This is a genomic window from Pseudonocardia sp. ICBG1142 (assembly GCF_020496255.1).
Lineage (GTDB): Bacteria > Actinomycetota > Actinomycetes > Mycobacteriales > Pseudonocardiaceae > Pseudonocardia.
Map to the genome: position 1 here is coordinate 419,441 of NZ_JAHLJC010000004.1, position 19,588 is coordinate 439,028.

Here is a 19,588-nt window from a genome sequence, read left to right on the forward strand (position 1 = left end):
AAGCCGGTTCAGACCTCGAACACCGCGTCGGGCCGGGCGAGCTCGACGGTCCCGCCGAAGGCCGCCTTGGCCTCGGCGCCGAGGGACTCGCGGTCGAACCAGGCCGGGACGTGGGTGACGACCAGGCGCCGGGCGCCGGCAGCCGCGGCGTGCTCGCCCGCCTCCCGTCCGGACAGGTGCACCCCGGGCGGTCCGGCCTCGGCGTGCGGCCAGCTGGCCTCGCAGAGCAGCAGGTCGGCGTCGCGGGCGGCCTCGACGAGTCCGGGGCAGGCCGCGGTGTCCCCGGAGTAGGTCAGCACCCGGCCGCGGTGCTCGAGGCGCAGCGCCCAGGCGGGGCAGACGTGCACGACCTCGTACGCGGTGACGGTGACGACGTCGTCGCCGGCGCCGACGGTGAACGGCTCCCCCGCCACGAGGTCGTGGAAGGAGAAGACGTCGGTGAGGTCGGTGCGGGCGTAGTCGGCCTCGGTGACGGCGTCGGCGCGGGCGAAGCGGGCGTGCGCACCGGCCGGGGCGTGCACGGGCAGCTTCCGCGCGGTCGCGTCGAACGGGGGCCGGGGATGGTAGCGACGGTGCACCGCCAGCGACGGGAAGTCCGAGCAGTGGTCGGGATGCAGGTGGCTGAACACCGCGGCGTCGAGGGAGAACGGGTCGGCGTGCCGCTGCAGGGCGCCGAGGGTGCCGTTGCCGAGGTCGAGGGTGAGGCGGGTCGACCCGGCCTCGACGAGGTAGCCCGATGCCGGGGACTCGGGTCCGGGGCCGCTGCCGGAGCACCCGAGAACGATCAGCCGCATGCGCGACCCTAACCCGTTCGTGAGGTGCGCCGCAGCCACCAGAGTCCGACGAACGGCAGGACGAGCGGGACGAAGCCGTAGCCGGCGCCGAAGTGCGACCAGACCGTCTCGCGGGGGAAGTCGGCGGGGACGAACGTGGTGAACGCGCCGACCCCGAGCACGCCGACGAGCTCGAACACCACGGCGGACCAGGCGAGACGGCGGAAGCCGGGCCCGGTGCCCGCCAGCCCGACGGTGGCCAGGATGTAGACGAACCCGGCGAGCGCGGACAGCGAGTACGCCAGCGGTGCCTCGCCGAAGCGTTCGGCGATCTGCACCCCGGCCCGCGCCGAGGCCGAGAGCGCGAAGATGCCGTAGACGGCGATGAGGATGCGGCCGGGGCCGGTGGCGGTGGCGCGGGGCCCGGGGGCGTGGGGCTCAGGCACCGGGCACCCCCGGGATCCACAGGCCCTGCAGGCGCAGCACGGCGACGAGCGTCCCGATCGCGCCGACGGCGATCACGGCCCCACCCCAGCGGCTCGGCTCGGCGGTGGCGAACTGCAGCGCGATCACCGGGACGCAGACCGCGACGGCGAGGTAGATGAGGAAGGTCGACTGTTCGGGCAGGGTGACCCCGCCGAGCAGGACCCGGTACGCCGCGATCGCGGCCTGCACGACGATGAGCGCCACACAGACGCCGACGGCGACGGCGTGCACCCGGCTCGGGGGCCGGTTCAGCGCCGTCGTGACCAGCCCGAACAGCGCGGTGGCCGAGAGCGCCACGGTGATCACCAGGACGAGCGTTCCGATCACGGCGGGAACGCTACCCCCGCGCCCCTCCGACACGGCGCCGGACCCACCGTCGTGGCCGGTGGGCATCCACACCCCCGGCCGTCAGGCGGACGGGAGCGCGGCACCCGCGCGGCCCACGACCGACCCGATCTCCGGGCCCAGGAACCGGCGGCCCAGGCGGGCGAAGGGCTCCGGGTCACCGGTGGCGAGGAAGCGGTGCGGTGCGGGCGGGGCGGTGTCGTCGCGCAGCAGGTCGTGCGCGTGCAGGGTCCGGACCAGGGTGCGGGCGGTCTCGTCGGCCGAGGACACGAGCGTCACGTCCGGGCCGAGGACGATCTCCAGCACCCCGGACAGCAGCGGGTAGTGGGTGCAGCCCAGGACGACGGTGTCGACCCCGGCGCGCTGGAGCGGCTCCAGGTAGCCCTGGGCGACGCCGAGGACCTGGCGGCCGCTGGTGGTGCCGCGCTCGACGAAGTCGACGAACCGGGGGCAGGCGACCGAGGTGATCTCGGTGTCGGGGGCGGCGTCGAAGGCGTCGGCGTAGGCGCCCGAGGCGATCGTCGCGGCGGTACCGATGACACCGATCCGGCCGTTGCGGGTGGTGGCGACGGCGCGGCGCACGGCCGGGCGGACGACCTCGACCACCGGCACCGGGTAGCGCTCGCGGAAGTCGGCCAGGCACGCCGCCGAGGCGGAGTTGCAGGCGATGACCAGCGCCTTGACCCCGGAGTCGACCAGCTCGTCGCCGATGCCGAGTGCGAGGCGCCGGATGTCGGCGAGCCGGCGCGGCCCGTACGGGCTGTGCGCGGTGTCGCCGACGTAGACGATCTGCTCGGCGGGCAGCAGGTCGATGACCGAGCGGGCGACGGTCAGACCGCCGACCCCGGAGTCGAAGATGCCGATCGGGGCGTCGAGCCCGGGTGCGTCGCTCACACCCTAGGAGGGTAGGCGGTCGGCCCGGGACACCCAGTAGGCGGCGAGCACGCCGCCGACCGCGCCGAACAGGTGGCCCTGCCAGGACACCGACGGGTCCGAGGGCAGCACGCCCCAGAGGATGGAGCCGTAGAACAGGAACAGCACGACGGCGAGCAGGATCTGCCTGCCGTTGCGGGCGTAGAAGCCGCGGGTGAGCAGGAACAGGAACCAGCCGAACACGATCCCGGAGGCGCCGAGTACCGGCAGCGGCGAGGTCAGCCACACCCCCAGCCCGCTGATCACCCAGATCGTCGCGGTGACCACGATCCACTGCACCGGCCCGCCGGACATGGCCAGGAACCCGAAGATCAGGAACGGCAGGCTGTTGGCGGCCAGATGCGCCCAGTCGCCGTGCAGCAGCGGCGCGGTGAGGATCCCGGCCAGCCCGTCGATGTCGCGCGGGTAGATCGCCGAGGCGGCGTCGACCATCCCGCCCGACGCCTGGTCGACGGCCTCGAAGACGTACAGCGCGGCGGTGAACACCAGCATGATCGCCGCCGCGCGCACCGGCGCGGGCGGCAGCACACGGGCGGGGCGGCCGTCCGGGGGTGCGGTCATGCCGTCCACGGTACCGGCGCGCCCGCCCGCTATGCCCGTTGTGACCGGTTCAGGCCCAGAGGTGCCCGTCGATGCCCTGCGCGGCGGTGCCCAGGTCACCGGAGTAGGCGCCGGTGGACAGGTACTTCCATCCGCCGTCGCAGACGATCATCACGACGTCGGCGCGCTGACCGGCGTCGAGCGCCTTGTTCGCGACGCCGAGGGCGGCGTGCAGGATCGCGCCGGAGGAGATCCCGGCGAAGATGCCCTCCTGCTCCACCAGCTGGCGGGTGCGGCGAAGCGCGTCGTAGGAACCGACCGAGAAGCGACCGGTCAGCACGGTCTCGTCGTAGAGCTCCGGGACGAAGCCCTCCGACAGGTTCCGCAGGCCGTAGACGAGCTCGCCGTAGCGGGGCTCGGCCGCGACGACCTGCACGTCGGGCTTCTGCTCACGCAGGTAGCGCCCGGCCCCGACGAGGGTGCCGGTGGTGCCGAGCCCGGCGACGAAGTGGGTGATCGACGGCAGGTCGCGCAGGATCTCCGGGCCGGTGCCGCGGTAGTGCGCGTCGGTGTTGGCAGGGTTGCCGTACTGGTAGAGCATCACCCAGTCCGGGTGCTCGGACGCCAGCTGCTTGGCGAGGGCGACGGCCTGGTTCGACCCACCGGCCGCCGGCGAGGAGATGATCTGCGCGCCGTACATCGCCAGCAGCTGGCGACGCTCCTCGGAGGTGTTCTCCGGCATCACGCAGATGATCTCGTAGCCCTTGAGCTTCGCGGCCATCGCCAGCGAGATGCCGGTGTTGCCCGAGGTGGGCTCCAGGATCGTGCAGCCGGGCGTGAGCAGCCCCTGCTTCTCGGCGTCCTCGATCATGGCCAGCGCGGGCCGGTCCTTGATCGAGCCGGTGGGGTTGCGGTCCTCCAGCTTCGCCCACAGCCGCACGTCCTCCGACGGCGACAGGGACGGCAGCCCGACGAGCGGGGTGTCGCCGACGGCGTGCAGCAGCGAGTCGTAACGCACGGGATCTCCTCACGCGCCGGTGCCGGGCGGGCGGGCCGCCCGGCACCGATCTCCGGTGGGGCTCAGCGACCGCCGGCCACGGCCGGGAGGATCGTGAACGTCGAGGACTCCTTGACCGGGGCCTCCAGGCCGCCGGCGAAACGGATGTCCTCGTCGTCGACGTAGATGTTGACGAAGCGGTGCAGCTTGCCGTCGGTGATCAGACGGTCCTTGATGCCGCTGTGCCGCGACTCCAGGTCGTCGATGACCGCGGAGACGGTGTCGCCCTTCGCCTCGACGGTCTTCTCGCCGCCGGTGTGGGTGCGAAGGATGGTGGGGACGGACACGGAGACGGCCATGTCGGTGATCACTCCTGGTGGGGTCGCTCTGGCGTGGACTTCTGCACGCGGCAACGCGGCCGGAGTACGGCGACATTCCCGCGCAACCTCCGGCGCGGGTGCGCGAGAGGGTCGATCAGGCCCGGTCGGGCACGTCGTCGGAGCCGGTGTGGGAGAACATGTAGGACTCCACGACCGCCAGCTCGTCCTCCACGACCTCGCCGTCGGCGAGGTGGTAGGAGCGCACCTCGGGCTCGGCGTCGGCGGTGGCGAGGCCCACGATCAGCCAGTGCTGGTCGGGGGTCCACTCCATCTGGGCGACGTCCTTGGGCGACGGGTAGGCCTCGGGCAGGCCGGTGTGCGCCACCGGGCGCCGCGGCAGCCGCGTGTGGGAGTGGACGACGAGCATGCGGCGCTCACCGGACGCGTCCAGCTCGCGCTCCAGGCGGATGTCCTCGGCCGGGGAGAAGGCGAAGTCGCTCGCCACCTCGTCGGCGTTGGTCATCGGCACGTAGCGCTCGGGGTGCTCACCGGTCTCGGGACCGACGAGCTGCCCGCACGACTCGACCGGGAAGTCCCGGCGGGCGTGCGCGACGATCGCATCGAGGAGGTCGGACCGGAGGACGAGCACGACGTGAGGATACGCGGCCCCGGCGGCGGGACCGAACACCCGCCGGGCCCGCACTCGGCGTTCACGCACTCGACACCACGGTCTGTGATCCCGGCCACGGCCCGGCGGTCGGCGGTGCCTCCATACTGCCCTGCGTGTCCTCCCCCGGTCGCCGTGTCGGAATCGTCCTCGCTGCCCTGCTCGCCGTCGTCCTGGCGGTGGGGGTCACCGTCGAGGCGGTGACGCTCTCCGGCCGTTCCGCCCCGGGTGCCCCCGGCCCCGGCACGGTGCGGCTCATCGCGCTCAACGACCTGCACGGCAACCTGGAACCGCCCTCGGGGTCCTCGGGCCGGGTGACCGACGACGCCGGCGCGCAGGTCGAGGCCGGCGGTGCCGCGTTCCTCGCCGCGCACGTCGCGGCGCTGCGGGCACAGGCTCCGGCGAGCGTGGTGCTGTCCACCGGCGACAACGTCGGCGCGTCCCCGCTGGCGTCGGCGCTGTTCCACGACGAGCCGACCGTCGAGGTGCTGGAGCGGATGGGTGTCGCCGCGTCCGTCGCGGGCAACCACGAGTTCGACGAGGGCATCGCCGAGCTGCGCCGGTTGCAGCACGGCGGCTGCCACCCGGCCGACGGCTGCCGCTTCACCCCGTCCTACGACGGCGCGTCCTTCCCGATCCTGTCCGCCAACGTGACCGACGACTCCGGGCGGCCGGCGCTCGCCGCGTCGACGGTGGTGGAGGCGGGCGGGACCCGGATCGGTGTCATCGGCGCCACCCTGTCCGAGCTGCCCGACCTGGTCTCCCCCGACGGCATCCGCGGCCTGGCCGTCGGCGACGAGGTCGCCGCGGTCGACGCGGCGTCGCGCGGGCTGACCGCGCAGGGGGTGCGGGCCCAGGTGCTGCTGCTGCACCAGGGCGACGAGACGACCGGTGACGGCGGCCCGGACGCCTGTGCGATCGAGCCCGGCGGGCCGGCGTCGCGGATCGCGGCCGCGGTGTCCGCCGACGTCGACGCGGTGTTCTCCGCGCACACCCACCAGCAGTACCTGTGCTCGGCGACCGACCCGGCCGGGAACCCCCGACCGTTCGTGCAGGGCCTGTCGTTCGGCAGGCTGCTGTCGGTGGTCGACCTGGCCCTGACCGGCGACGGCGACGTGGACCGCGGCGCGACGACGGCCCGCAACGAGGTCGTCACCCGCGACGTCACACCCGACCCGGGCGTGGCCGAGGTCGTCGACCGTGCGGTCGCGCAGTCGCGGCCGCTGGCCGAGCGTCCGGTCGGGACGGTGGCCGGGCCGCTGCTGCGCGCGGCCGGGCCGACCGGGCTGTCCCCGCTCGGCACGGTGATCGCCGACGCACAGCTCGCCGCCTCCCGCGGCGACGGCGCGCAGATCGCGCTGACCAACCCCGGCGGGGTGCGCGCGGACCTGGTGCCCGGCGCGGGCGGCCGGGTCACCTACGGGCAGGCCTACACCGTGCAGCCGTTCGGCAACATCCTGCAGACGATGACGCTCACCGGTGCCCAGCTGCGGGCGGTGCTCGACCAGCAGTTCACCGTCGAGGACGGCCCGACGGTGCTGCAGAGCTCGTCGAACCTGCGCTACACGGTGCCGGGGAACCGGGTGGGCGACATCGCGATCGGCGGTGTCCCGGTCACCGACGGCGGCCGCTACCGGGTCGCGACGAACAACTTCCTGTCCGCGGGCGGCGCCGGCTTCGACACCTTCACCGCCGGGACCGAGCTGGTCGGCGGGCCGGTGGACCTCGACGCGTTCGTCGCGTACCTGGGCGCGAACCCGGGATTGACCCCGCCGTCCACCGACCGGATCGTGCGGCGGTGACGGGGCCCGGCCCGTCGGGTCAGAGCCCCCGGACGCGAACCCGGACCAGGGAGTCCTGCACGTAGGTCAGCCAGTGGTAGACGCCCAGGTGCTGGGCCCTCGGGTCGTCGTCGGGCAGCTGCTCGGGCATGTCCTCGCTGACGTCGAGGGCGGTGCCGAGCGCGAGCCGCACGTCATTGAGGGCGGCCAGCCAGGCGTCGACCTGGGCCTCGGTGAGCTCCAGCCGTCCGCCCGCCTCGGGCAGGGTGTCCAGCACGGTCGCCGCGGCGGCGTCCTTGGCCTCGATCAGCGACGGCTCGTGCAGCGAGCGCATTCCGCCGGCGAGGTCGGAGTCCTCGGTGGTGAAGTCCGGCAGCAGCCGGGCCAGCACCCGGTCGGTCGGCCGCGACGTCGGGCCGGTGCGGATGCCGGTGAGCTCGGCGAGCTCGTCGGTGGACGCGAGCTCGGCGCGACCGGCGAGCATCTGGCGGATCTCGGTGAACAGCCCCCGCAGGACGACGGCCTCCTCGCCGGAGAACCCGGACGTGTAGCGGACGCGGTCACCGCGGCCGCTGCGCTTCCAGCCGTTCACCCTCAGGCCCGCTGCATGGTGGCCCACAGGCCGGCCGCGTGGAGCTGGGCGACGTGCCCCTCCACGGTGTCCTTGTCACCGGCCGACACGGCGGCGCGTCCCTTGTGGTGCACGTCGAGCATCAACGCGGTGGCCTTCGCCTCGGGGTAGTGGAACACCTTCTGCAGCACGTAGGTCACGTACGACATGAGGTTGACCGGGTCGTTCCAGACGATGGCCTGCCACGGCGTGTCGGGGCCGGCGGACTCGTCCAGGTCGGGCGTGACCTGCTCGGTGGGCGCCGGGGACGGCGCTGGTGACGGCGCGGACATGCGCCCCATGGTGGCACAGCCGGGACGACGGTCCCGGCCCGACCGCACAGCCCCCGACACGGCCCCCGACACCGGCCCCGGCCCGACCGCTCCGGCACCGACCAGCGCGGCCCCGACCACGTCGGCGGGCGCGGCCGTAGGCTCCCGACCATGACCGGCACGGCCCTGCTGACCGACCGCTACGAGCTGACGATGGTGGCGGCGGCCCTCGCCGACGGCACCGCCGAACGGCACTGCGTCTTCGAGCTGTTCGCGCGCCGCCTCCCCGACGGGCGCCGCTACGGCGTCGTCGCCGGGACGGGGCGGCTGCTGGAGGCGCTGTCGCGCTTCCGCTTCTCCGACGCCGACCTGGAGTTCCTCACCCCGGTCGTCGACTCCGCGACCCTGGACCGGCTCCGCGACTACCGCTTCTCCGGCGACGTCGACGGCTACCCGGAGGGCGAGCTGTACTTCCCCGGCTCCCCCGTCCTCACCGTGACCGGCACCTTCGCCGACGCGGTGATCCTCGAGACCCTCGCGCTGTCGATCTACAACCACGACAGCGCGATCGCCTCGGCCGCGGCGCGGATGGTGACCGCGGCGGCCGGGCGGCCGCTGATCGAGATGGGGTCGCGGCGCACCCACGAGGAGGCCGCCGTGGCCTCCGCCCGGGCCGCGTACCTGGCGGGCTTCGCGACGACGTCGAACCTCGCCGCCGGCGCCCGGCACGGCATCCCGACCGCGGGCACGGCCGCGCACGCCTGGGTCCTGCTGCACGACGACGAGCCGTCCGCCTTCGCCAGCCAGGTCGCCGCCCTGGGCACCGACACCACGCTGCTCGTCGACACCTACGACATCCGCCGCGGCATCTCACACGCCGTCGCGGCCGCCGGCCCGGGGCTGGGTGCGGTCCGCATCGACTCCGGGGACCTCGGGGTACTGGCCCGCCAGGCCCGCGAGCAGCTCGACGCGCTCGGTGCCACCGGGACCCGGATCGTCCTGTCCGGCGACCTCGATGAGTACGCGATCGCCTCGCTGCGCGCCGAGCCGGTCGACTCCTACGGGGTGGGGACCTCCCTGGTCACCGGGTCGGGCTCGCCGACGGCCGGGATGGTCTACAAGCTCGTCGAGGTCGACGGGCGCCCGGTGTCCAAGCGGTCGAGCGCGAAGGAGTCCCGCGGCGGGCGCAAGGCGGCGCTGCGTCGGTTCAAGCCGACCGGCACCGCGGTCGAGGAGGTCGTGTACCCCTACGGCACCGATCCGGCCCCCGGCCCGCACGACCGGGTGCTGCCGGAGCCGCTGGTACGGGGCGGCGAGGTCGTCGCCGACGACTCCGTCACCGGTCTGGAGTCCGCCCGGGAGCGGCTGCGGACGGCGTTGGTCGCCGTACCGTGGGAGGGGCTGAAGCTGTCCCGCGGCGAGCCCGCGATCCCGACCACCTTCCTCACCGGGAGCTGAGCCATGGCCCGAGCGTTGATCGTCGTCGACGTCCAGAACGACTTCTGCGAGGGCGGCGCCCTCGCGGTGGCCGGTGGGGCCGCCGTCGCCGCCGGGATCGGGCCGCTCGCGACCGGCGGCCGGGACGGCACGGCCTACGACCACGTCGTCGCCACCCGGGACGTGCACGTGGACCCGGGGCCGCACTTCTCCGACACCCCGGACTTCGTCGACTCCTGGCCGCCGCACTGCCGCGCGGGGACGCCGGGCGCGTCGTTCCACCCGGCGCTGGACGTCGCGCCGATCGAGTGCGTCTTCGACAAGGGCGCCTACACCGCCGCCTACTCGGGCTTCGAGGGCGCGAGCGCCAACGAGTCGGGCCAGCCGCTCGGCGACTGGCTGGGCGGGCGCGGGGTGACCGAGGTCGACGTCGTCGGCCTGGCGACCGACCACTGCGTCCGGGCGACCGCGCTCGACGCCGCACGGCTCGGACTCGCGACGACGGTGCTGCTGCACCACTGCGCGGGGGTCTCCCCGGAGACGACGGAGCGGGCGCTGGCCGAGCTGACCGAGGCCGGCGTGGAGCTCCGCACGGCCTGAGCCCGGCACCGGCCGGGAACGCGTCCCGGCCGGTGCCGATGCCTCAGTGCCAATCTCTCAGTGGCGCTCGAACGTCGTGACCTGGGTGCCCCGGTCGCCGTCCACAGGGGTGGCGTCGCCGTCCGCCGGAGCCGCGTCGCCGTCGGGGCGCTGCGGGTCCGCCGGGACGCTCAGCGGGTCGACCGCCGCGACCGGGACGGCCGCTCCCCCGGGGTCCGCGTCGGTGGCCCCGTCGTCCTTGGCGAAGGAGCCGACCTTCACGTAGAAGTCGTCGCCGTGGTTGTCGGTCGCCCAGTCGACGGCCTGCTCCATCACCTCGGCGCTCTTGACCGCGCGCAGGATGACCCGGTCACGGCGGACGTCGCGGTGCAGGGCCACGCACAGCAGCACCATGATCACCACGAACGGTGCCGCGACCAGGATCGTGAGGTTCTGGATGCCCGACAGTGCGTCCTCCCCCCCGGTGAGCAGCATCAGCACCGCGACCGCGCCCATCGCGGCGCCCCAGAAGACGACCACCCACTTGCTGGGCTCGATGGTGCCGCGCTGGGACAGGGTGCCCATGACGATCGACGCGGCGTCGGCGCCGGAGACGAAGAAGATCGCGACCAGGACCATGACGAGCAGACCGGTGATGGTCGCCCAGGGGTAGGCGCCGAGTACCTGGAACAGCTGGACGTTGGAGTCGTCGGAGAACTGTGCGCCCTGCTGGGCCTGGGTGATGGCGGTGCCGCCGAAGATGCAGAACCAGACCAGCGAGACCAGGCTCGGCGCGAGGATGACGCCGCCGACGAGCTCCCGGATGGTGCGCCCGCGCGAGATCCGGGCCAGGAACATGCCGACGAACGGCGTCCAGGAGATCCACCACGCCCAGTAGAAGACGGTCCAGCTGGACAGCCATTCGAGCATCGGCTCGCCGCCGACGGCCTCGGTGCGCCCGACCATCTCGAAGAACTGGGAGAAGTAGGCGCCCAGCGCGGTCGGTACCAGGTCCAGGATGATCACCGTCGGGCCCACGACGAACAGGAACAGCGCCAGCGCCCCGGCCAGCACCATGTTGATGTTCGACAGCCACTGGATGCCCTTGGCCACCCCGGAGACCGCGGACAGGATGAACGCCGCGGTCAGCACGACGATGATCGCCGCGAGCACGCCGGCCCCCGGCGCCCCGTCGACCCAGCCGACGGTCTGCATGCCGCCGCCGATCTGGAAGGCGCCCAGCCCGAGCGAGGCCGCGGAGCCGAACAGCGTCGCGAAGATCGCGAGGATGTCGATCGCCTTGCCGATCGCCCCGTCGGCGGCCTTCTGCCCGATCAGCGGGACGAACGCCTGGCTGATGAGCTGCCGGCGGCCCTTGCGGAACGTGGAGTAGGCGATGGCGAGGCCGACGACGGCGTAGATCGCCCACGGGTGCAGCGTCCAGTGGAACAGCGAGGTCGCCATCGAGGTCTGCAGCGCGTCGACGGTGCCGGGCTCGGCGGAGCCGGGGGGCGGTGACCGGAAGAAGGTCAGCGGCTCGTTCACGCCGAAGAACATCAGTCCGATGCCCATGCCGGCGGAGAACATCATCGCGATCCAGGAGACCGTGCGGAACTCGGGTTCCTCGTCGTCGGCGCCGAGTTTGATGCGTCCGAACCGGCTGAAGGCCAGGAAGAGTGCGAAGGCGACGAAGGCGGTCGCGGCGAGGATGAAGCCCCAGCCACCGCCACGCATCAGCGCCCCGATCATCGTGGACGCGGTCGTGCGCAGGCTCTCCGGCGCCGCGACCCCCCAGACGACGAACAGCAGCGCCAACGCGGCACCGATCCCGAAGACCGTCCGGTCCGTGCGGGGGCGTTCCGGTGGTGCTCCGGGGTCCTCGGTACACGACCGGGGATCGACCTGCGTCATGACGTCTCCACCTCTGTCCGGGTGCGGGGAAAGTGCGGTACGTGCGCCGCTCCGTGGGGTCGTGCGGATCCGCGGCCGGGATCACCGGCGCGACGGGTGGACGGGCAGCGGGTGCCGCCGGCCCGGGGACGGGCGACGGTCGGGCGGCGGTCGGCCGGGACCCGGCACCACCTGCTCCCCATCAGATACTCGATTAATATATCTGTGCACGTTATGATGCGGCCGGAGCGGCGGTCAAGACCCGATCCGTCGCCCGGAGCCCGAGGACACCGGAGTCGCCACCGTGCCCCCAGCAGTTCCGACGCCCGACCCGCGGCGACCGGCCCACGCCTCGGGCCTGCACGAACACCACCGTTGCAGCCCCTTGACACCGACCAGGGCGACGCGCTCCCATCGTGGTGCGTATTGAGCGACTCGTTGCTTGTTACGCAACAGTTTCGGTGTTTCTCGTGTGTTACCGCGGCCCCGATCGCCGTCGTCGTCATCGCGCCCAACCCCACTGCAGGAGGTGATCCGCTGTGCCGCAACGGTTCTGCCGCTACCGCACGCCGGCCGCCTCCGGCGCCCGGTCGTCGCACGGGCCCCCGGTCCCGCGGCGCCGGCCTCCGTAACGAACCGATGCCGTCGCACCGGTCCCGAGCTCGACCCGCGAGGGCGACCCCCGCCGGCGCGCCCGATCTCGCCCCAGACCCGCCAGCCGCCCCACACCGACCGTCGCCCACGAGGAGTACCGCCATGACGACCGGCGAGTTGTCGAACCCCGCCACCGAGGGGCAGAGCCTCCCGGACAGCCTGCGAGAGACCCTCGCCGGCCACTACTACACCGACCCCGCGATCTTCCGGGCCGAGCAGGACAACATCTTCCACAAGACGTGGTTCTGCGCGGTGCTGGCCGCGGACCTGGACAAGCCCGGCGCGTTCGAGACCGTCCAGATCGGACGTGAGAGCGTGATCGTCACGCGGGCCAGGGACAACTCCGTACGGGCCTACCTCAACGTCTGCCGGCACCGCGGCGCGCGGCTGTGCACGGAGGAGAAGGGCGAGGTCAGGCGCTCGTTCCAGTGTCCGTACCACGCCTGGACCTACGGCCTGGACGGCAAGCTCATCGCGGCGCCGAACCTGAACTCGATGCCCGACGTCGACAAGGTCGAGTACGGCCTGCACACCGTGCACGTCCGCGAGTGGCTGGGCTACGTGTGGCTGAGCCTGGCCGAGGAGCCGCCGTCGTTCACCGAGACCGTGATCGGCGACGTCACCACCCGGCTCGGCTCGCCGGACGCGATCGTCGGCTACGACGTCGAGAACCTGAAGCGCGGCCGGCGCATCTCCTACGACGTCAAGGCGAACTGGAAGCAGATCGTCGAGAACTTCATGGAGTGCTACCACTGCGCGACGATCCACCCCGAGCTCACCGAGGTGCTGCCGGAGTTCGCCGACGGCCTCGCCGCCCAGTACTTCGTCGGGCACGGCGCCGAGTTCGGCGAGGAGATCAAGGGCTTCACCGTCGACGGCTCCGAGGGGCTCGCCCGGATCCCGAGCATCACCCAGGAGCAGGACCGCCGCTACTACGCCATCACGGTACGGCCCTCGGTGTTCATCAACCTGGTCCCCGACCACGTCGTGTTCCACCGCATGTTCCCGCTGACCCCCGAGCGCACCCTGGTCGTCTGCGACTGGCTCTACCTCCCCGAGGTCGTCGACTCCGGCGCCGACATCGACCGCTCGGTGGAGCTGTTCCACCGGGTCAACGTGCAGGACTTCGACGCCTGCGAGCGCTGCCAGCTCGCGATGGACTCGCGCTCCTACGAGAAGGGGGGCGTGCTCGTGCCCAGCGAGCACCACATCGGCGAGTTCCACGACTGGGTGCGCGACCGGGTGGGCTGATCCCCCGCATCGCACCGCGCCTCACCGCGCTCCCCCGCACCACGACGAACGCCCCGCCCGGCCCCGCCGGCGCGGGGCGTTCGCGCATGCCCCCGGGCCCGACCGGATCAGGCCGGCACGGACGGGTGCCGTGGCACCCCGTCACCACCCCCCGCACCCCACGCGAGGGGTGCGGCGGGACGCGGGGAGGTGCCACGCCGTGCCCCCGCGAGCGGGACCGCAGCTGGGCAAGCGGGACGGCGGCCGGGCAGCAGGGCGGCGACCGGGACGCGGAACGGCCCCGCCCCCGCGGTGCGGGGACGGGGCCGTGGGAGAGCCGCCGCGGCTACCGGAAGACGACCGTGCTGCCGCCGGTGAGCAGGACCCGGCGCTCGCAGTGCCAGCGGACCGCGCGGGACAGGGCCAGTGCCTCGGCGTCGCGGCCGACCATCTGCAGGGCCTTCGGGTCGTAGGAGTGGTCGATCCGGATCACCTCCTGCTCGATGATCGGGCCCTCGTCGAGGTCGGGGGTGACGTAGTGGGCGGTGGCGCCGACCTGCTTCACGCCGCGCTCGTAGGCCTGGTGGTACGGGCGGGCACCCTTGAAACCGGGCAGGAACGAGTGGTGGATGTTGATGGCACGACCCTCGAGCGCCTTGCAGGTCTCGTCGGAGAGCACCTGCATGTAGCGGGCGAGCACGACCAGCTCGGCGTCGAACTCGTCGACGAGCGACAGCAGCCGGGCCTCGGCGTCGGGCTTGGTCTCGGCGGTCACCGGGACGTGCACGAACGGCAGCCCGGCGGCCTCGGCCATCGGCCGCAGGTCGGGGTGGTTGGACACGACCGCGACGATGTCGGCGCCCAGGCTGCCGGCCCGCCACCGGAAGATCAGGTCGTTGAGGCAGTGCCCCAGCTTGGAGACCATGACCAGGATCCGGGCGGGGGCGCCGTCGTGGAAGGTGAAGCTCATGCCGAACTCGGCCGCGACCGCCTCGAAGTCCCGGCTGATCACGTCGAGGTCCACCTCGTGCTCCGCCCCGACCTGGGTGCGCAGGTGCAGCCGGCCGCGCAGCGGGTCGTCGAACTGCTGGTACTCGCCGATGTCGCAGCCGTGCTCGAACAGGAAGGCGCTGACCGCGCGCACGATGCCGGTGCGGTTCGGGCAGCTCAGGGTCAGGATGAAGGAACGGGACACGGCGGCCTCTCCTCGGGTCGGACGCGGTCCGCGGCGACCACGGACCCCTAGATGGTGCATTGATATATCAGTCATAGTCAAGAGGTGTGGGCATGTCCGAGAACTGTTACGCACACATGACGGGTTAGCATGCGACGGTGACCGCACTGCCCGACGACGCCGAGCCGGAGTACACCTCGCTCGCCGACAAGGCGTACACGGTGATCCGGGACCGGCTGATCATGCTCGACATCCCGCCGATGACCGCGATCGACGACGTCGCCCTCGCGAAGTCCCTCGAGGTCGGTCGCACGCCGGTGCGGGAGGCCCTCAAGCGCCTGGAGATCGACCGGCTGGTCGTCTCCTACCCACGGCGCGGGACGTTCGCGACCGGGGTCGACATCACCGACCTGGCCTACATCTCCGAGATCCGGGTGCAGCTGGAGCCGCTCGCGGCGCGTCGCGCGGCCGAGTACGCCGGCCCCACGACCCGGGCCGACCTCGCCGAGCTGGCCGACACGATCGACCGGATCGACGTGCGCACCCTGGACCGCGACGCGCTGATGCGCTGGGACCTGCACGTCCACCGGACGATCTACGAGGCGGCGGCCAACCCGCACCTCGAGGACACCCTGATCCGCTATGACAACCTGGCGACCCGGATCTTCTGCCTGTTCCTGGACCGGATGACGCACTTCGACCAGCACGTCGGCGAGCACTCGGGCCTGCTGCGGGCCATCGCGGGGCAGCAGGCCGACGAGGCCGCCGACCGGGCCCGCGCGCACGTCATCGGGTTCGAGAAGGCGGTCCGCGAGGTCGTCTGACCCGGCTCAGACGTGGGCGCGTGCCGAGCGGACGGTGTGTGCCAGCAGCAGCGCCGTCGTCACCGGTCCGACGCCGCCGGGCACCGGCGTGAGCGCACCGGCGCGGGTCGCGACGTCGGCGGCGTCGACGTCGCCGACCAGGCTGCCGTCGGGCGCGGTGTTCGTCCCGACGTCGACGACGACCGCGCCCTCGGCGACGTGCTCGGCGCGGATCAGCCCGATCCGCCCGACCGCGACCACGAGCACGTCCGCGGTGCGGGTGTGCTCGGCGAGCTCCTTGGTGTGGCGGTGGCAGATGCCGACCGTCGCGTCGCGTTGCAGCAGTAGCTGGGCGGTCGGCTTGCCGACGACCAGCGAGCGCCCCACGACCACGGCGCTGCGCCCGGCCAGCTCGACGCCGTGGTGGTCGAGCAGCTCGAGCACCGCGGCCGCGGTGGCCGGCGGGTAGGCGGGCAGGCCCGCGGCGAGCCGGCCGGCCGAGAGCGGGTTGGCGCCGTCGACGTCCTTCTCCGGGACGATCGACGCGGCCAGCTCCTCGACCCGCACACCGTCGGGCAGCGGGGTCTGCAGGATGATGCCGTGCACGGTGTCGTCGCTGCTCAGCCGGGCCAGGGTGGCGCTGATGGACTCCGCGTCCGCGTCCGGGCCGAGGTCGAGCACCTCGCACTCGACGCCGACCCGGCGGGCGGCCCCGGACAGCGAGCGGACGTACCAGCCCGCGCCCTCGTCGGCGGTGGCGACGACGACGGCCAGCCGCGGCACGACGCCGAGGACGGTGAGCGCGGCGGCCTCGGCCTGCACCCCCTGGCGCAGCTCGCGGGCGCGCGCGGTGCCGTCGAGGACGACGTGGTCGGGGTGGGGGGCCGGCCGGGTGGTGGGTGGCGGGGTCATCGGCGGATCTGCTCCCGGACGTCGTCGGTCACCTTGTCGGCCCGGCGCAGCAGGTCGTCGACGCCGGTCAGCGCCGCGGACAGCTCGCCGCGCGCCTGCGGGTCGGTGAGGCCCGCCAGGTTGATCTCGACGTTGAGCCGGGCGGTGCTCGCCGCGGCCCGTGCGGCGTCGGCCGCCGCGCCCACGTCGCTGATCACGTTGGGGTTGCCGATCGGCCGCAGCCGCTCGGCGAGGTCGACCACCTGCTCGGCGGCGCGGATGACCTGTGCGGGAATCCGTCCCGCCTCGACCGTCGCGGCGGCGATCGCCGCGCTGCGGGCCTGCTTCGCCTCGTCCGTGTCGCGCGGGAGCTTGTAGGCCGCGCCGACCGCGCCGAACGCGCGGGCGTCGTCCTCGGCGAGGCCGAGGCCGGTGATGCGCAGTGCGTCGGCCCGGTTGCGGACGTCGAGGACCGTCTCGGCGTGCTCGGCGTAGCGCTCGCCGTCGGTGTAGCGGGCGACCATGCCGAGCAGGGCCGCGGCCTGGGCGAGGTGCAGGCCGGCCGTCGCGCCGCCGCCGGGGGCGGGGACGCGGGCGGCCAGGTCCCAGAGGAACCGGTCGAGGGTGTCGGAACGCATGGGGGTCCTTCCGTGCGGCGGAGCGACGGTGCGTCGTCGGGTGCGGAGGCGGGGGCGGCCGGTCGGGCCGCCCCCGCCCCACCGGGTCAGCGCCGGATGCGGCTCATCTCCGGGTCGAACAGCGGCTCGGCCGCCACCGAGGCACGGATCCGGCGGTCGAAGTACTGGATCTCGACCGTCGCCCCCACCGGCAGCCCGGCGGGCAGCCAGGCGTAGGCGATCGGGGTGCCCAGGGTGTAGCCGTAGGCCGCGGAGGTGACGTAGCCGGCGGGCTCGCCGTCGACCAGCACCGCCTCGTGACCGAGGACGACGCTGCGGCCGTCGTCGACCGTGAGGCAGGTCAGCCTGCGGGTGACGGCGTCCGGGTCGATCTTCTCGACGGCCTCGCGGCCGACGAAGTCGCCCTTGGTGTGCGGGCGGACCGCGAAGCCGAGCCCGGCCTCGTAGGGGTTGTGCTCGGTGGACATGTCCGCACCCCAGGAGCGGTAGCCCTTCTCCAGACGCAGGCTGTTGAACGCCGCGCGCCCGGCCGCGACCACACCGAGCGGGCGCCCGGCCTCGTAGAGCACGTCCCACAGCTTCCGGCCGTACTCGGCGCTGGTGTAGATCTCCCAGCCGAGCTCGCCGACGTAGGACAGCCGCATCGCGGTCACCGGGATCCCGGCGATGTGCGCGGACATCGCGCGGAAGTACTTCAGGCCTTCGTGGGAGAAGTCCTCGCCCGACAACGGCTGGACCAGGTCGCGGGCCAGCGGCCCCCACACGCCGATGCAGCAGGTGCCGCCGGTGATGTCACGGACGGCCACCGAGTGGTCGTCGGGCAGGGCGCGGCGCAGGTGGTCGAGGTCGAGGTGGGAGTTCGCGCCGACCTGGAACAGCTGCTCGCCGAGACGGGCGACGGTGAGGTCGGACCGGACGCCGCCCGCCTCGTCCAGCATCAGGGTGTAGGTGACGGCGCCGACGGACTTGTCCATCTTGCCGGTGGTCAGGCCCTCCAGGAACGCGCACGCCCCCGGCCCGGAGACCTCCAGGCGGGTCAGCGGGGTCATGTCGTACATCGCGACCGCGGTGCGGGTCTTCCAGGCCTCGACCGCGACGACCGGCGAGTGGAACATCGCCGACCAGGCGTCGCGGGACGGGGCGCGCCACTGCGGCGGCATGTCCTTGGCCAGGGCGGCGTTGGCCTCGTACCAGTGCGGGCGCTCCCAGGCGTGGGACTCCAGGAAGAACGCGCCCAGCTCCCGCTGCCGGTCGTGGAACGGGCTGGTCCGGATGCCGCGCGGGGACAGCTTGGGCTGCAGCGGGTGCAGCACGTCGTAGATCTCGACGAAGTTCTGCTGGGAGGTCTCGTCGACGTAGGCGTCGGTGGTCTCGACCTCGTCGAACCGGTTGACGTCGCAGCCGTGCAGGTCGAGCTCGCTGCGGCCGTCGACGAGCAGCTGCGCGACCGAGCGGGCGACGCCGGAGGAGTGCGTGACCCACACGGCCTCGGCGACCCAGAAACCGGCGACGTCGGGCGACTCCCCGATCAGCGGGCCGCCGTCGGGGGTGAAGGAGAAGACACCGTTGAACCCGTGCTCGATCTTCGAGCGCTGCAGACCGGGCAGCAGCTGCTGGCTCTGCTCCCACTGCTGCGCGAAGTCCTCCTCGGTGAAGGGCAGCATCGAGGGCTGGGTGCGCTCGCCGACCTCGCCGTCGCCGACCTCGGGCAGCTCGGAGATCGACACCGGCATCGGGCGGTGGGCGTAGGAGCCGATGCCGAGGCAATCGTTGTGCTCGCGGTAGTAGAGGTCGGCGTCCTGGTGGCGCAGGATGGGCAGCCGCGCCTCGACGAACTCGTCGTTGCGGCCGACGAGCTGCTCGACCTGGGTGGTGCGGGCGTACTGGTGGGCCAGCGGCAGCAGCGGCACCCGCATGCCGACGAGCTTCCCGAGCTCGCGGCCCCAGAACCCGGCGCAGGACACCACGATGTCGGCGGGGACGGTCTCGCCGTCGGCGGTCTCGACGCCGGTGACCCGGCCGCCGGACTGCGCGATGCCGGTGACCCGCACCGAGCCGCGGAAGACCGCGCCGCGGGACTCGGCCCGCCGGGCCAGCGCGACGACGGCGCGAGCGGCCTTGGCCAGGCCGTCGGTGGGGGTGTGCAGGCCGCCGAGGACCTGGTCGGGGTCGAGCAGCGGGTGCAGCCGCGCGCACTCGGCCGCGTCGACGACCGCGGCCGGCACGCCGCGGGAGATCGCCCAGCCCTGCTTGCGGTGCAGGTCGGCGAGCCGCTCCGGGGTGGTCGCGACCTCCAGGCCGCCGACCTGGTTGAAGCACCAGCCGTCCGCGGTGGTGCCGTCGTCGAGACCGAGGAGCTTCTCGACGGTGTAGGTGGCGAACGCGGTCATGGTCTTCGACCCGGTGGTCTGGAAGACCAGGCCGGGGGCGTGCGAGGTGGAGCCGCCGGTCAGGGGCAGCGGCCCCTGGTCCAGGACGGTGACGTCGGTCCAGCCGCGGGTGGTGAGCTCGTCGGCCAGGTTCGCCCCGACGATCCCGGCTCCGATGATGACGACACGGGGGGTCATG

At 73.2% G+C, this 19,588-nt stretch carries 20 protein-coding genes; 5 read left to right on the forward strand and 15 right to left on the reverse strand.

Translation table 11 applies throughout. The features are described 5' to 3' along the window. Window positions 1-8: 8 nt before the first annotated feature. The 8 genes from KPL59_RS04460 to KPL59_RS04495 form a co-directional block, all read right to left on the reverse strand. Complete coding sequence (locus KPL59_RS04460; protein WP_226360020.1) at window positions 9-794, reverse strand: MBL fold metallo-hydrolase; 786 nt, start codon at window positions 792-794, stop codon at window positions 9-11. An 8-nt stretch (window positions 795-802) separates the two neighbouring features. Continuing rightward, window positions 803-1,219 carry a hypothetical protein gene (locus tag KPL59_RS04465; protein WP_020624065.1) on the reverse strand — a complete coding sequence of 139 codons (417 nt, stop codon included), beginning with the start codon at window positions 1,217-1,219 and terminating at the stop codon, window positions 803-805. Then, window positions 1,212-1,586, reverse strand: a complete 375-nt coding sequence (locus tag KPL59_RS04470; RefSeq protein WP_043278538.1) for a hypothetical protein — start codon at window positions 1,584-1,586, stop codon at window positions 1,212-1,214. The genes KPL59_RS04465 and KPL59_RS04470 overlap by 8 nt, the downstream gene beginning before the upstream one ends. 81 nt (window positions 1,587-1,667) lie before the next feature. After that, window positions 1,668-2,498: a glutamate racemase gene (murI, locus tag KPL59_RS04475; protein ID WP_020624067.1), complete on the reverse strand. Its 831-nt coding sequence runs from the start codon at window positions 2,496-2,498 to the stop codon at window positions 1,668-1,670. Window positions 2,499-2,501: 3 nt separating this feature from the next. Continuing rightward, entirely contained in the window at window positions 2,502-3,098 is a 597-nt protein-coding gene (locus tag KPL59_RS04480) for a rhomboid family intramembrane serine protease (protein WP_226360021.1), read from the reverse strand. 49 nt (window positions 3,099-3,147) lie between these two features. Further along, window positions 3,148-4,095 (reverse strand): PLP-dependent cysteine synthase family protein, encoded by a 948-nt coding sequence (locus KPL59_RS04485; protein ID WP_020624070.1) that lies wholly within the window; start codon window positions 4,093-4,095, stop codon window positions 3,148-3,150. Window positions 4,096-4,157: 62 nt separating this feature from the next. After that, on the reverse strand, window positions 4,158-4,433 hold the full coding sequence (locus KPL59_RS04490) for a MoaD/ThiS family protein (RefSeq protein ID WP_043278539.1): 276 nt from the start codon (window positions 4,431-4,433) through the stop codon (window positions 4,158-4,160). A 115-nt stretch (window positions 4,434-4,548) separates the two neighbouring features. Beyond that, window positions 4,549-5,043, reverse strand: a complete 495-nt coding sequence (locus tag KPL59_RS04495) for a Mov34/MPN/PAD-1 family protein (RefSeq protein ID WP_075312262.1) — start codon at window positions 5,041-5,043, stop codon at window positions 4,549-4,551. A gap of 134 nt (window positions 5,044-5,177) precedes the next feature. Between KPL59_RS04495 and KPL59_RS04500 the strand changes: the two genes are divergently transcribed. Further along, a complete protein-coding gene (locus KPL59_RS04500) occupies window positions 5,178-6,863 on the forward strand; it encodes a bifunctional UDP-sugar hydrolase/5'-nucleotidase (RefSeq protein WP_226360022.1) in 1,686 nt (561 codons plus the stop codon). A gap of 19 nt (window positions 6,864-6,882) precedes the next feature. Here KPL59_RS04500 and KPL59_RS04505 read toward each other — a convergent pair whose 3' ends face one another. Together KPL59_RS04505 and clpS are read right to left on the reverse strand one after the other, a co-directional pair. After that, entirely contained in the window at window positions 6,883-7,434 is a 552-nt protein-coding gene (locus KPL59_RS04505; RefSeq protein ID WP_075307921.1) for a DUF2017 domain-containing protein, read from the reverse strand. Window positions 7,435-7,436: 2 nt separating this feature from the next. Next, the gene (gene clpS, locus KPL59_RS04510; protein WP_060710877.1) at window positions 7,437-7,745 is read right to left on the reverse strand and encodes an ATP-dependent Clp protease adapter ClpS; all 309 of its coding nucleotides are present in this window, start codon (window positions 7,743-7,745) and stop codon (window positions 7,437-7,439) included. Between the two features lie 150 nt (window positions 7,746-7,895). Here clpS and KPL59_RS04515 point away from each other — a divergent pair, with 150 nt between their 5' ends. Both KPL59_RS04515 and KPL59_RS04520 read left to right on the forward strand, forming a co-directional pair. Beyond that, window positions 7,896-9,182, forward strand: a complete 1,287-nt coding sequence (locus KPL59_RS04515) for a nicotinate phosphoribosyltransferase (protein WP_226352983.1) — start codon at window positions 7,896-7,898, stop codon at window positions 9,180-9,182. A gap of 3 nt (window positions 9,183-9,185) precedes the next feature. Continuing rightward, on the forward strand, window positions 9,186-9,761 hold the full coding sequence (locus KPL59_RS04520; RefSeq protein ID WP_226352984.1) for an isochorismatase family protein: 576 nt from the start codon (window positions 9,186-9,188) through the stop codon (window positions 9,759-9,761). A 57-nt stretch (window positions 9,762-9,818) separates the two neighbouring features. Here the strand turns inward: KPL59_RS04520 and KPL59_RS04525 are convergent, their stop codons facing one another. Then, window positions 9,819-11,651: a BCCT family transporter gene (locus tag KPL59_RS04525; protein ID WP_226360023.1), complete on the reverse strand. Its 1,833-nt coding sequence runs from the start codon at window positions 11,649-11,651 to the stop codon at window positions 9,819-9,821. Between the two features lie 735 nt (window positions 11,652-12,386). Between KPL59_RS04525 and KPL59_RS04530 the strand changes: the two genes are divergently transcribed. Further along, entirely contained in the window at window positions 12,387-13,535 is a 1,149-nt protein-coding gene (locus tag KPL59_RS04530) for an aromatic ring-hydroxylating dioxygenase subunit alpha (RefSeq protein ID WP_226360024.1), read from the forward strand. A 325-nt stretch (window positions 13,536-13,860) separates the two neighbouring features. Here KPL59_RS04530 and purU read toward each other — a convergent pair whose 3' ends face one another. After that, window positions 13,861-14,709 (reverse strand): formyltetrahydrofolate deformylase, encoded by an 849-nt coding sequence (purU, locus tag KPL59_RS04535; RefSeq protein ID WP_020627394.1) that lies wholly within the window; start codon window positions 14,707-14,709, stop codon window positions 13,861-13,863. 137 nt (window positions 14,710-14,846) lie between these two features. Here purU and KPL59_RS04540 point away from each other — a divergent pair, with 137 nt between their 5' ends. After that, complete coding sequence (locus KPL59_RS04540) at window positions 14,847-15,512, forward strand: GntR family transcriptional regulator (protein ID WP_020627393.1); 666 nt, start codon at window positions 14,847-14,849, stop codon at window positions 15,510-15,512. A 6-nt stretch (window positions 15,513-15,518) separates the two neighbouring features. Here the strand turns inward: KPL59_RS04540 and KPL59_RS04545 are convergent, their stop codons facing one another. The 3 genes from KPL59_RS04545 to KPL59_RS04555 all read right to left on the reverse strand — a co-directional run bounded on the left by KPL59_RS04545 (window position 15,519) and on the right by KPL59_RS04555 (window position 19,587). Continuing rightward, window positions 15,519-16,403: a bifunctional 5,10-methylenetetrahydrofolate dehydrogenase/5,10-methenyltetrahydrofolate cyclohydrolase gene (locus tag KPL59_RS04545; protein WP_226360025.1), complete on the reverse strand. Its 885-nt coding sequence runs from the start codon at window positions 16,401-16,403 to the stop codon at window positions 15,519-15,521. Continuing rightward, window positions 16,400-17,020 carry a cyclodeaminase/cyclohydrolase family protein gene (locus tag KPL59_RS04550; protein ID WP_305080514.1) on the reverse strand — a complete coding sequence of 207 codons (621 nt, stop codon included), beginning with the start codon at window positions 17,018-17,020 and terminating at the stop codon, window positions 16,400-16,402. The genes KPL59_RS04545 and KPL59_RS04550 overlap by 4 nt, the downstream gene beginning before the upstream one ends. Window positions 17,021-17,106: 86 nt before the next feature. Further along, complete coding sequence (locus KPL59_RS04555) at window positions 17,107-19,587, reverse strand: FAD-dependent oxidoreductase (protein WP_226360026.1); 2,481 nt, start codon at window positions 19,585-19,587, stop codon at window positions 17,107-17,109. Window position 19,588 lies beyond the last annotated feature (1 nt).

Coding starts and splice junctions, on each gene's coding strand:
- KPL59_RS04460 (WP_226360020.1), bottom strand. CDS start 794: ATGCGGCTGATCGTTCTCGGGTGCTCCGGCAGCGGCCCCGGACCCGAG.
- KPL59_RS04480 (WP_226360021.1), bottom strand. CDS start 3,098: ATGACCGCACCCCCGGACGGCCGCCCCGCCCGTGTGCTGCCGCCCGCG.
- KPL59_RS04490 (WP_043278539.1), bottom strand. CDS start 4,433: ATGGCCGTCTCCGTGTCCGTCCCCACCATCCTTCGCACCCACACCGGC.
- clpS (WP_060710877.1), bottom strand. CDS start 7,745: ATGTCCGCGCCGTCACCAGCGCCGTCCCCGGCGCCCACCGAGCAGGTC.
- KPL59_RS04515 (WP_226352983.1), top strand. CDS start 7,896: ATGACCGGCACGGCCCTGCTGACCGACCGCTACGAGCTGACGATGGTG.
- KPL59_RS04520 (WP_226352984.1), top strand. CDS start 9,186: ATGGCCCGAGCGTTGATCGTCGTCGACGTCCAGAACGACTTCTGCGAG.
- KPL59_RS04525 (WP_226360023.1), bottom strand. CDS start 11,651: ATGACGCAGGTCGATCCCCGGTCGTGTACCGAGGACCCCGGAGCACCA.
- KPL59_RS04530 (WP_226360024.1), top strand. CDS start 12,387: ATGACGACCGGCGAGTTGTCGAACCCCGCCACCGAGGGGCAGAGCCTC.
- KPL59_RS04545 (WP_226360025.1), bottom strand. CDS start 16,403: ATGACCCCGCCACCCACCACCCGGCCGGCCCCCCACCCCGACCACGTC.
- KPL59_RS04550 (WP_305080514.1), bottom strand. CDS start 17,020: ATGCGTTCCGACACCCTCGACCGGTTCCTCTGGGACCTGGCCGCCCGC.
- KPL59_RS04555 (WP_226360026.1), bottom strand. CDS start 19,587: ATGACCCCCCGTGTCGTCATCATCGGAGCCGGGATCGTCGGGGCGAAC.